The 12,249-nt window shown below is 69.9% G+C and carries 7 protein-coding genes; 4 read left to right on the top strand and 3 right to left on the bottom strand.

The window, feature by feature from the left end; all coding sequences use genetic code 11:
- Window positions 1–8: 8 nt before the first annotated feature.
- Complete coding sequence (locus ACFWXC_RS39940) at window positions 9–785, top strand: SDR family NAD(P)-dependent oxidoreductase (RefSeq protein WP_384486852.1); 777 nt, start codon at window positions 9–11, stop codon at window positions 783–785.
- Window positions 786–938: 153 nt separating this feature from the next.
- On the opposite strand, the gene ACFWXC_RS39935 is transcribed toward ACFWXC_RS39940, so the two are convergent.
- Together ACFWXC_RS39935 and ACFWXC_RS39930 are read right to left on the bottom strand one after the other, a co-directional pair.
- Window positions 939–1,544 carry a DUF4232 domain-containing protein gene (locus tag ACFWXC_RS39935; RefSeq protein WP_384486850.1) on the bottom strand — a complete coding sequence of 202 codons (606 nt, stop codon included), beginning with the start codon at window positions 1,542–1,544 and terminating at the stop codon, window positions 939–941.
- A 135-nt stretch (window positions 1,545–1,679) separates the two neighbouring features.
- Window positions 1,680–3,755 (bottom strand): carbohydrate-binding module family 20 domain-containing protein, encoded by a 2,076-nt coding sequence (locus ACFWXC_RS39930; protein ID WP_384486848.1) that lies wholly within the window; start codon window positions 3,753–3,755, stop codon window positions 1,680–1,682.
- 199 nt (window positions 3,756–3,954) lie between these two features.
- Here ACFWXC_RS39930 and pulA point away from each other — a divergent pair, with 199 nt between their 5' ends.
- The 3 genes from pulA (at window position 3,955) to ACFWXC_RS39915 (ending at window position 11,408) form a co-directional block, all read left to right on the top strand.
- Window positions 3,955–9,321, top strand: a complete 5,367-nt coding sequence (gene pulA / locus ACFWXC_RS39925) for a pullulanase-type alpha-1,6-glucosidase (protein WP_384486846.1) — start codon at window positions 3,955–3,957, stop codon at window positions 9,319–9,321.
- Between the two features lie 72 nt (window positions 9,322–9,393).
- A complete protein-coding gene (locus ACFWXC_RS39920) occupies window positions 9,394–11,016 on the top strand; it encodes a SpoIIE family protein phosphatase (RefSeq protein WP_384486844.1) in 1,623 nt (540 codons plus the stop codon).
- Between the two features lie 35 nt (window positions 11,017–11,051).
- On the top strand, window positions 11,052–11,408 hold the full coding sequence (locus ACFWXC_RS39915) for a 5-carboxymethyl-2-hydroxymuconate Delta-isomerase (protein WP_384486842.1): 357 nt from the start codon (window positions 11,052–11,054) through the stop codon (window positions 11,406–11,408).
- 110 nt (window positions 11,409–11,518) lie between these two features.
- Here ACFWXC_RS39915 and ACFWXC_RS39910 read toward each other — a convergent pair whose 3' ends face one another.
- Complete coding sequence (locus tag ACFWXC_RS39910) at window positions 11,519–12,208, bottom strand: TetR/AcrR family transcriptional regulator (protein WP_384486840.1); 690 nt, start codon at window positions 12,206–12,208, stop codon at window positions 11,519–11,521.
- Between the last annotated feature and the right edge of the window lie 41 nt (window positions 12,209–12,249).

Genomic DNA, 12,249 nt, shown 5'->3' with positions numbered 1-12,249 from the left:
TCGAAGCCATGGACAACACAGTGAACACAGGCCTTCTGACCGGCAAGGTCGCCTTCATCAGCGGAGCCGGCCGCGGGATCGGCGCGGCGGCCGCCCGGCTCTTCGCCCGCGAGGGCGCCCGGGTCATGCTGGCGGCCCGCACGGAGGACCAGCTCAAGACGGTCACCGAGGAGATCCGCGCGGCCGGTGGCACCGCGGACTACACGGTGTGCGACCTGGCCGCCGCGGCGAGCGTCCGCGCCGCCGTCGACCGCACGGTGGAGGTCTACGGCCGCCTGGACCTCGCCTTCAACAACGGCGCCACCATCCAGCACCCCGGCCCCATGGACGAACTCCCCGAGGCCGACTTCGACCACATCACCGACGTCAACCTCAAGAGCGTCTGGCTCGCCATGACCGCCGAGGTCCACGCCATCCGGGCCACCGCCGGCACCGGCGCGATCGTCAACAACTCGTCCGTCGGAAGCCTGGGCGCCAACCCCGTCCTGCCGGTCTACGGCGCCCTGAAACGCGCCGTCAACAGCCTCACCGAGTCCGCCGCCGTCACCTACGGCCCCGAGGGCATCCGCGTCAACGCGGTCGCCCCCGGCGGCACGCTCACCGAGATGGTCCGCGCCTGGGAGGAGGCCACCCCCGGCGTCATCGACCGGATGAGGGCCACGACCCCGCTGGGCCGCACGGCCGACCCCGACGAGATCGCCGAGGCCGCCGCCTGGCTGCTCAGCGACCGCGCCTCCTATGTGACGGGCACGGTCCTGCGGGTGGACGGTGGGGCGCGGGCTTAGGCGGGCCTGGCGAAGTCCGCGGCGGTTCGGCAGCGCCCCGTAAGGGGCGCGGGCCTGTATCGATATGCGGCTCCGCCGCGTGGGCGCGGCCGGCCACGACGGCGCCGCAGTCGGCAGACGGCACATCGCGGCACTTCCAGCGGAGCCCTTAGGTCACGGAGTGACGTTGATGTGCGTGGCCAGCGCGGTGACCGAGAGGTCGGCGTGGTCGACCCACTGGGGGAACGCCAGCGTCTTGTGCTTGGTCGAGGCGGGCGGGGTGATCTCCAGGTAGGAGGCGTGCACCGCACCCGAGGTGCCGGTGTTGGCGTGGGTCCAGGCGACGACGGCCTCGGCGCTCTGGCCGTCCTTGAGGACCAGGGTCTTCTTGCCCGGGTCCTTGGCGTACCAGGTGTTGCCCCAGTGCGTGTGGGTCGTGATCGCCTTGTGCGCGGAGTTCTCCAGGCCCAGGCCGGGGTAGCCGCGCAGCGCACAGGTCTTCCCGCTGAGGTTGCGCAGCGTGATGACGACACCCTGGTGGTTCATGCCGCCGGCGAGCTGCTGGCCGAAGGTGGCCTTGAGCGCGGCGGCGGAGCAGGTGGGCGTGGCCTTGGCGGCGGCCGGGGTCGCCGCATTGGCGGTACCCGCCCAGACGAGGCCCAGACCGGCGAGCGCGGCCGCGCCTCCGGCAAGCTTGGCGCGGCTGATCCCGCGGCGGGCGCGGTGCCTGCCCGCGGACCCGGCGGTGTCGGTGCTGTAGGTGTTCAGGTCTTCGTTCACGGCGACGACGCTCCACTCGTGTCGTGAGGCACGGGGCGTGGTCTGCGCCCCGTGCCGTCCTCTGGTGCCTTACACGAGGTTCGATGCACGACACCGCGGATTTGTTCGCGCCGTGCCGCGGGAATCTTTCCGGGCCTACTTCCAGCTGTCACTCGTCGTGTAGCCGGAGGAGCTGCCCGTGGTGTAGGAGCGGTTGGTACCCGATTCCCATGTCACGGTTCCGGAGCTGTCCTTTTTGATGAACTTGTACTCAAATGTGGTGCTCTTCGGGACGATCACCAGCTTGCTCCACGTCGGGTACGACTCCGACGACAGCGGGATCGCGTCGCTCGTGTTCCAGGAGCCGAGGGACGCGATCGAGCCGACGACGTAGACGTTGGTGCCCCAGTCGGTGGTGGCGTACTCGTTGAAGGTGACGTCGGTGGCCGAGTCGCTCGCCACGTTCCAGGAGTTTTTCAGCGAGATCGCCGAAGTCGTCGTGGCCGCCGCTCTGTTGGCGTTCGATTCCCAGGTGACGTTCCCGGAGCTGTCCTTCTTCACGTATTTGTAAGTGAAGGACGTGTTGATCGGCACGTTCACCGCGCCCGACCAGACCGGGTAGCCGGAGGACGACAGCTGGACCGCCTTCGAGGTGTCCCAGCCGCCCAGGGCGTCGAGGGAGCCGACGACGTAGACATTGGTGCCCGAGGTGGTGGAGGCGTACTCGTTGAAGGTGGCCGTCACCGTGGGGGTGGAGCCGCCACCGCCACCTGTGTCGTCGCAGCCGACCGTGCAGGTGTAGTCGGCGTTGTAGAAGGCGACCGCGTCCTTCGCGGGGATGGTGATCGACGCGTTCCCGCCGGAGACCGTCACCGTGCTCGCGCCGCCGTCGACGACGTTCGCGTACGTGCCGTCCGCCATGCCGGTCGCGAAGGTGTAAGTGGCGGACGAGGAACCGTTGTTGACGGCGAAGAAGCCGGCGCCGCTGCGGCCGAAGCCGATGACGGAGGACGACTTGGTCGACCAGTCGGAGACGGCCGCGCTGCCGGCCGCGTTGTGCCAGGCCACCATGCCGACGACCGCCGTGTCCCGGTCCAGGCAGTTCCAGCCGTTGGAGCAGTCGGTGTCGGTGACGAACCCGGCCGAGTTCGGCGGCGCCTGGTCGCTCTGCGTCCACTGCCAGCTGGAGTAGATGGTCGGCGTCGACCACTTGTAGGCGAGCTCGAAGAGGTTGGCGAGCCGGTAGCTGTCGCCGTCCTTGTAGCTCATGTGCAGGCCGTTGCGCTCGGTGTCGTGGTTGGTCACGAAGGACACCGAGTTGGCGGCGGGCAGGATGCCGCTGCTCTCCAGGGAGGACAGGTCGCTGACGTTGCCCTGGAACGCCGACTTCATCCTGCTCGCGTAGGTGAAGTCGAGGACGTCACCCGAGCCGTAGTAGTCGCTGGGCTGCGGGGTCGAGCCCGGGTAGACCTCGTCGAAGACGTACGGCGTCGCACCGGACGTCGTGGTGTTCAGCCTGGCGACGATCGCCGCCATGTCGGTGGCCGGGATGTGCTTGGCCGAGTCCACCCGGAAGCCGTCGACGCCCAGGGCGATCTGCTTGTTGAGGAAGGCGGCGAGGCCCGAACGGACGTTGTCCGCACTGGTCTTGAGGTCCGGCAGGCCGAGCAGTTCGCAGTTCTGGACCTGCGTGAGGTTGGAGTAGTCCTGGATGGTCAGGTCGGAGGTGGGGCAGTCGGCGGAGGTGTGGTAGTCGCCCGGGTCCCAGTCGGGGGTGTCGTACTTGCCGGTGAGCGTGGTGCCGTCGTAACCGGTGCCGGTCTGCGCGGCGGTGTGGTTGATGACCGCGTCCGTGTAGACCTTCACGCCCGCCGCGTGACAGGCGCCGACCATCGACGCGAACTGGGTCGCCGTACCGAAACGGCTGTTCAGGGTGTACGAGTACGGCTGGTAGACGTCCCACCAGTAGTAACTGGACTGCTTGAGGGACTCGGAGGGCGGGGCGACCTGGACCGCGCCGTAGCCGGCCGGGCCGAGGACGTTCGTGCATTCGGACGCGATCGAGTTCCAGTTCCACTCCCACAGGTTGGCGATCACATCGCCCTTGGCGGTGGTGTCCGCCTGTGCGGGCGCGGCCGGGAGGGCGATCACGCCGGCCACGGCGAGGGCGCCCGCGGCCAGTGCACCCGCTGTGCGGCGGAGGACACCCGGGGGCCGGTGTCTGGTGGTCATGTGCGGCTCCGAAAGGCTCGGAAAGGAAGGGGACAGGCTTCAACAACCCGTGAGAGTGCGGCAGTTGGGATACCGCGTCAATACACCCCGTGAAAGTTCTTGCTGTGAATTGCAAGCCTCTTGCTGTAAGCCTTTCGTCGGCGGTACGGTCGCGCGGGGTCGGACCCAAGAGAGCCGCAATCGCTAGGAGTTCACACCGGTGATACATGTCAGACGGGTCGCGGCCGTCGCCGTCGCCGCCCTCGCCGCCGCGCTCGTGCAGCCCCTCGCCGCACACGCCGCCGCCCCGCCCGCACCGCCCTCCGACGCGAAGCTCGCCGCCGAGCCCGCCCGGCACGACGACACCCGCGAGCAGTTCTACTTCGTCATGCCGGACCGTTTCGCCAACGGCGACACCGGCAACGACCAGGGCGGCCTCACCGGCTCCCGCCTCTCCACCGGGTACGACCCCACCGACAAGGGCTTCTACCAGGGTGGTGACCTCAAGGGCCTGACCAAGCGGCTCGACTACATCAAGGGGCTCGGCACCACCGCCCTCTGGATGGCCCCGATCTTCAAGAACAAGCCGGTGCAGGGCACGGGCAGCAACGCCTCGGCCGGCTACCACGGTTACTGGATCACCGACTTCACCCAGGTCGACCCGCACTTCGGGACCAACAAGGACCTGGAGACCCTGATCTCCAAGGCGCACGCCAAGGGGATGAAGGTCTTCTTCGACGTCATCACCAACCACACCGCCGACGTCGTCGACTACGAGGAGAAGTCGTACGACTACCTCTCCAAGGGCGCCTTCCCCTACCTGACCAAGGACGGGCAGCCCTTCGACGACGCCGACTACGCGGACGGGAAGAAGAAGTTCCCGGCCGTCTCCGCCGCCTCCTTCCCGCGCACGCCGACCGTGGCCGGCGACAGCAAGGTGCCGTCCTGGCTCAACGACCCGACGATGTACCACAACCGGGGCGACTCCACGTTCGCCGGCGAGTCCGCCACCTACGGCGACTTCTCCGGCCTCGACGACCTGTGGACCGAGCGTCCCGAGGTCGTCAGCGGGATGGAGAAGATCTACCAGCGGTGGGTGCGGGACTACGACATCGACGGCTTCCGGATCGACACCGTGAAGAACGTCGACATGGAGTTCTGGACCCAGTGGGCGACCGCGCTCGACACGTACGCGGCGCGGCACGGCCGTAAGAACTTCTTCATGTTCGGCGAGACCTACTCCGCCGACACCTCGGTCACCTCCCCGTACGTCACCCAGGGGCGGTTGGACGCGACCCTCGACTTCCCCTTCCAGGACGCGGCCCGCGCCTACGCCTCCCAGGGCGGCAGCGCGCAGAAGCTCGCCTCGGTCTTCGGCGACGACTACAAGTACACGACCGACAAGGCCAACGCCTACGAGCAGGTCACCTTCCTCGGCAACCACGACATGGGCCGGATCGGGTACTTCCTGGAGCAGGACGACCCGAAGGCCACGGACGCCCAGCTGCTGGCCAAGGACCGGCTCGCCAACGAGCTGATGTTCCTCAGCCGGGGCAACCCGGTCGTCTACTACGGCGACGAGCAGGGCTTCACCGGCTCGGGCGGGGACAAGGACGCCCGGCAGACGATGTTCGCGTCGAAGGTCGCCGACTATCTCGACGACGACGAGATCGGCACCGAGCGCACGCATGCGAGCGACGCCTATGACACCGGGGCACCGCTCTACAAGCAGATCAGTGCTCTGAGCAAGCTCCGCGCGGCCAACCCCGCCCTCGCCGACGGCGTCCAGACCGAGCGCTACGCCGCCGACGGCGCCGGCGTCTACGCGTTCACCCGGACGGACGCGAAGACCGGCCAGGAGTACGTCGTCGCCTTCAACAACGCCGACACGGCCAAGACGGCCACCTTCGCCACCGGCTCCGCCGACATGCGCTACCGCGCGGTCTATGGCACGGACGGCACCGTCACATCCGACGGCTCCGCCCGGCTGACCGTCACCGTGCCCGTCGCCTCCGCCGTCGTCTACAAGGCCACCGGCCTCCTCGCCGAGCCCGCCACCAGCCCGGAGATCACCCTCGCCGCCCCGGCCGCCGGCGCCACCGGCACCGTCGACCTCTCCGCGAACGTCACCGGCGGACAGCTCAACCGGGTCGTCTTCGCCGCCCAGGTCGGCACCGGCAGGTGGACCACCCTCGGCTCCGCCGACCACGCCCCCTACAAGGTCACCCAGACCCTCGCCGAGGACGTCCCGGCCGGCACCGCCCTGCGCTACAAGGCGGTCGTAGTCGACTCGGCGGGCCACCGCGCCGCCGCCACGGCCGAGAGCACCTCCGGCACCCCGCCCACCCCCGAGACCCCCACCGCCTCCTCCCGCGACTACGCGATCGTCCACTACCGGCGCACCGACGGCGACTACACCGACTGGGGCCTGTACGCCTGGGGCGACATCGCCGACGGCGAGGCGACCACCTGGCCCGCCGGTCACCCGTTCGTCGGCCGCGACGCGTACGGCGCCTTCGCCTACGTCAAGCTGAAGTCCGGCGCCTCGAACGTCGGCTTCCTCGTCGTCGACAAGGACGGCGACAAGGACGTCTCCGCCGACCGCTCCATCGACGTCACCACGACGGGCGAGGTCTGGATCGAGCAGGGTAAGGCGGACGTACTGACGAAGAGACCCGATTACCCCGCCCAGGACACCACCAAGGCGGTCATCCACTACCACCGCGTCGACGGGAACTACGACGGCTGGGGCCTGCACGTCTGGACGGGCGCCGCGAACCCCACCGACTGGTCGAGCCCCCTGAAGCCGGCGAGGACCGACGCCTACGGCGAGGTCTTCGAGGTACCGCTCACCGAGGGTGCCACCAGCCTCAGTTACATCATCCACAACGGTGACGAGAAGGATCTCTCCTCCGACCAGTCCCTGGACCTCACCTCCAGCGGCCACGAGGTGTGGCTGTTGAACGGCCAGGAGAAGTACCTGCTCCCGCAGCCCGCCGGCAGCGCGGCCGCCCTCGACCTGACCACCTCCAAGGCGATCTGGATCGACCGGTCCACGGTCGCCTGGAACGGCGCCGACGGTGCCGCCTCCACCCAGCTCCTCTACTCCCACGACGGTTCGATCGCCGTCAAGGACGGGACGCTGACCAGCGACGACGAGCGGTGGCTGCGGCTGACGAAGACCACCCTCACCGACGCCCAGAAGGCCAAGTTCCCGCAGCTGAAGGACTACCCGGCCTGGTCGGTCGACCCGCGCGACCGTGACCGGGTGCGCGAGGCGCTCGACGGACAGCTCGTCGCTTCCCAGCGGGCGGCCAACGGCGCCGTGCTGGCGGCGACCGGGGTGCAGATCGCGGGCGTGCTCGACGATGTGTACTCCGGCGCCACGACCGCGACCCTCGGTCCGGTCTTCCACCGCGGAAAGCCGACCCTCTCCGTCTGGGCGCCGACCGCGCAGAGCGTGGGCCTCGAACTCGACGGCTCCACCCTGGCCATGAAGCGGAACCCCGCCACCGGCGTCTGGTCCGTCACCGGCCCCAGGTCCTGGAAGAACAAGCCCTACCGGTATGTCGTGAAGGTCTGGGCGCCCAGCGTCCGGAAGCTGGTGACCAACAAGGTCACCGACCCCTACTCGGTCGCGCTCACCGCGAACTCCGAGCGCAGTCTCGTCGTCGACCTGGCCGACAGGTCCCTCACCCCGGGCGGCTGGTCGACCTACACCAAGCCCGAGGCCGTACCGCTGAAGGACGCCCAGATCCAGGAGCTGCACGTCCGGGACTACTCGGTGGCGGACTCCACGGTCCCGGCCGCCGACCGGGGCACGTATCTGGCCTTCACCGACAAGGGCAGCGACGGCTCGAAACACCTGCGTGCGCTCGCGAAGTCCGGGACGTCGTACGTCCATCTCCTCCCGGCCTTCGACTTCGCCACCGTGCCCGAGAAGAAGGCCGACCAGGCGAGCCCCGGCTGCGACCTGGCCTCCTACCCGGCCGACTCCGACCAGCAGCAGGAGTGCGTCGCCGCGACCGCAGCCAAGGACGCCTACAACTGGGGGTACGACCCCTACCACTTCACGGTCCCCGAGGGGTCGTACGCCACCGACCCCGGCGGCACCGCCCGCACGGTCCAGTTCCGGCAGATGGTCAAGTCGCTGAACGAGGACGGCCTGCGGGTCGTCATGGACGTCGTCTACAACCACACGGCGGCGAGCGGGCAGGCGGACACGTCCGTCCTCGACAGGATCGTGCCCGGCTACTACCAGCGGCTGCTCGCCGACGGCTCGGTCGCGAACAGCACCTGCTGCGCCAACACCGCGCCCGAGAACGCCATGATGGGCAAGCTGGTGGTCGACTCGATCGTCACCTGGGCCAAGGAGTACAAGGTCGACGGCTTCCGCTTCGACCTGATGGGCCACCACCCGAAGGCCAACATCCTGGCGGTCAGGAAGGCCCTGGACGCGCTGACCTTGAAGAAGGACGGCGTCGACGGCAAGAAGATCATCCTGTACGGCGAGGGCTGGAACTTCGGCGAGGTCGCCGACGACGCCCGGTTCGTGCAGGCCACGCAGCAGAACATGGCCGGGACGGGCATCGCGACCTTCTCCGACCGGGCCCGGGACGCCGTACGCGGCGGCAGCCCCTTCGACGAGGACCCCGGCGTCCAGGGCTTCGCGTCCGGGCTGTACACCGACCCCAACTCGTCCACGGCCAACGGCACCGAGGCCGAGCAGAAGGCCCGCCTCCTGCACTACCAGGACCTGATCAAGATCGGCCTGAGCGGCAACCTCGCCGGGTACCGGTTCACCGACACCGACGGCAAGGAGGTCACCGGCGCCGAGGTCGACTACAACGGCTCGCCCGCCGGTTACGCGGACGCGCCCGGCGACGCCCTCGCCTATGTCGACGCGCACGACAACGAATCGCTCTTCGACGCGCTGACGTACAAGCTGCCGGCCACCACCAGCGCCTCCGACCGGGCCCGGATGCAGGTCCTCGCGATGGCCACGGCCGCCCTGTCGCAGGGTCCGTCGCTCTCCCAGGCGGGTACGGATCTCCTCCGCTCCAAGTCCCTGGACCGCAACTCCTTCGACAGCGGCGACTGGTTCAACGCCATCCACTGGAACTGCTCCGACGGCAACGGCTTCGGCCGCGGGCTGCCCTTGGCCGCCGACAACGCGTCCAAGTGGCCGTACGCCGAGTCGCTGCTGAGCTCGGTGCGCGTCGGGTGCGCGGAGATCGACGGGGCCTCGGCCGCCTACCGTGATCTGCTGAGAATCCGTACGACCGACAGCGTGTTCTCGCTGGACACGGCCGGACAGGTGCAGTCGAATCTCTCGTTCCCGCTGTCCGGGAAGGACGAGACGCCCGGCGTGATCACCATGGAACTGGGAGACCTGGTCGTCGTGTTCAACGCGACGCCGGAGCGGCAGGAGCAGCGGGTGGGCGCGCTGGCCGGTACCGGTTACCGGCTGCACCCGGTGCAGGCGGCGGGCACGGATTCCGTCGTCAAGTCCGCATCTTACGACCGGGAAGCGGGTACGTTCATCGTTCCGGGACGCACCGTGGCGGTGTTCTCCCGGACCGCATGACATCCGCACTACTTTGGTGGGGCAGGCCCAGAACCGGGTGCTGCCCCACCGGCGTTGTCCAGGGGCTGGTAAATGGACGTCAACGGCAAGCTGACAGACACCACCGTGCTGATCGTGGACGACGAGGCCGCGAGCCGGTACGCGATGGGCACCGTGCTGCGCCGGGCCGGTCACGAGGTCGTCCCGGTCGCCTGCGGCCAGGAGGCGCTCAGCGAACTCGACGTACGGCTGCGCAAGGGCCGGCTGCCCGACGTGGCCCTCATCGACGTGCACCTGCCGGACATGAGCGGCTTCGAGCTGTGCCGCCGGCTCAGGGCGCGGCCGCACATGGCCGGCCTGCCCGTCGTGCACTTCTCGGCCCTGTCCTCCGTCCCGGCGGACCGCTGCCCGGGCCTGGAGATGGGCGCCGAGGCGTATCTGACCGTGCCCGCCGAGCCGGAGGACATCGAGGCGGCGGTCCGGGCCGCGGTCCGCGCCGCCCGGCTGCGCGCCGACGACCAGGCACTGGTACGGCGGCTCAGGCAGCTGTCGGAGACGATCGTCACCATCCAGTCGGCGCGCTCGCTGCACGAACTGGCCGACGCGGCGGCGGACGGCGCCGCCCGGCTGCTCGGCAGCCCCGCCGCCGTCTTCGTCCTCGACCGGGACGGCGAGCTGTACCGCGGCCTGAGCCGGGAGCGCACCTCCCTCGCCCTGCCCGACGAGGGCGCCCACCGGGACGTGGCCGGGCTGCTGCGGCGGCTCACCCGAGGGCAGTCCGGGGTGCAGATCACCACCGTGCCGGCGCCGCTGTGGCCCACCGGGTTCTTCCGGCCTGGGGTACAGCACGACGCCCGGCTGACGCTGGTCCTCACCCAGGACGGCAAGGTGCCGGTCTGCCTGGCCACCCCCACCCGCGGCCGGCGCCGGGTCAGCCCCGAGAACGAGGCGCTGCTGGCCCAGCTGGCCCAGGCCACCGCGCTCGCCGCCGAGCCGCTGCTCATGTACCAGGTGGAGCGGCATGTCGCGCTCACCCTCCAGCACAGCTTCCTGCCCCGCCCGCACCAGCTGCCCGAGCTGCCGGGCGTCGACATAGCGGTGCGGTACGAGCCCGCCTCCCAGGAGACCGAGATCGGCGGCGACTTCTACGCCGCGCTACGGGTCGGCGACGGCGTGCTCACCGCGGTGGGGGACGTCGTAGGGCACTCGCTGGACGCGGCCACCGTCATGGTCGAACTGCGGCACGCCCTGCGCGCCTACTGCCTCGCGGAGAGCGACCCGGCCGCACTCGCCGAACGGCTCGACCGGCTGCTCCAGCACTACCACGCCGAGGTCACGGCCACCCTCTGCCTGGCCCTGATCGACCCCGGCACCGGGCGCACCCGTATCGCCAACGCCGGCCACATCCCGCCGCTGATACTGGGCGACGACGGCAGCGCCGAGTACGTCAAGGCGTCCGGTCCGCTGCTCGGCGTGGGCCTGCCGCACCCGCCGCCCACCGAGCTGGTCCTCGGACCCGCCGACCGGCTCCTCATGGTCACCGACGGCCTGATCGAGACCCGGGGCACCGACCTCACGGACTCCATGGAACACCTCCGCGCCGCCGCCGTCGGCGCCCTGCCCGGCCTGGAGGCCCTGTGCGACACCCTCCTGGCCTGCTTCGGCCGCGACCGGGAGGACGACGTCGCCCTGCTGGCCCTGAGCCTGGCGGACTAGGCTGGCCACCAGTTCCACATTGACCAGGAGGGTCCATGCCGCAGATCACCGTCGACTACACCGCCGCCGCGGAGGGCGTCTTCGACCGGGAGGGCTTCGCCAGGGCTCTGCACACCGCCGTCGTCGAGATCGCGGCTGCCAAGCCCGAGGCCTGCAAGACGCTGTTCCGCGCCGCGGACGAGACCGCCTTCGGCTATGACGCCGAGGGGGCTCATGTCATCGTGCACGTGACCTTCGGCCTGCTCGCCGGCCGCACCGACGAGACGAAGGCGAAGCTGACCGAGACGACCCTGGAACTGCTGCGGGAGCACCTGAAGCCGGAGGGGTCCGTGCTGCACGCGTCGGCGGAGGTCCGGGACCTGGACCCGTCGTACCGGAAGTACGAAGGCTAGCCTCAGCGCCCCGTAAGGGGCGCGGGGCTGTGCCGATATGCGGCTCCGCCGCGTGGGCGCGACCAGCCACGACGGCGCTGCAGATGCGCCTCGGCCCCACTCTCGGGGGCTCAGCCCGCCAACGCCAGCAGCCGGACGGCCAGGTCCGCGAACGGGCCGTCGCCCGGTTCGTCCTTGACCATCCGCTTCAGCAGGGTGCTCATCTCCTCGTCCTGGGCGGCGCTGACGGCGGCCAGCGCCGCGAAGTCGTGGACGAGCTGGACCTCCAGTTCGGCGCGGGGGATGCGCCGGCCGTCCAGCCAGATCAGCGCGGTCGACTCGGCGAGGGAGATCCAGGAGCGGACGACCAGTTCCAGCCGGGCCGGCGCCTCGGTGACGTCGAGGTGCGCGAGGATCTGCTCGTAGGCGGCCTGCCGCACGGAGTCGATGAGCGCGTTGGTCGCGGACGAGCCGACCGCCGGGCCACCGCGCATCAACGCGGCGAAACCGGGCCCGTGTTCGTCGACGAAGTCGAAGAAACGCCGCATCACCCGCAGCAGCCGCGCCCCGAGCGGACCCTCCTGCGGCTCGGCGAAGCGGCCCGCGAGATCCTCCGAGGCACGCTTCAACGCGGCCTCGTACAGGCTGAGTTTGCCGGGGAAGTAGTGGTAGACGAGGGGCCGCGAGATGCCCGCGGCCGACGCTATCTCGTCTATGGAGACCTCGTCGGGCGAGCGACGGCTGAACAGTTCGAGGGCGACGCCGATCAACTGCTGCCGCCGCTCCTCGACTCCCAATCTGCGGCGTACCCCGGTACTCATACGAACACCTTACCGATCGGATCCGGCCTCCAACGGACCTG

Source organism: Streptomyces sp. NPDC058683 (genome assembly GCF_042716195.1).
In the GTDB taxonomy this organism is placed as follows: domain Bacteria; phylum Actinomycetota; class Actinomycetes; order Streptomycetales; family Streptomycetaceae; genus Streptomyces.
The sequence above is the reverse complement of the archived record's forward strand: the minus strand, read 5'-3'. Positions and strand labels throughout refer to the sequence as shown.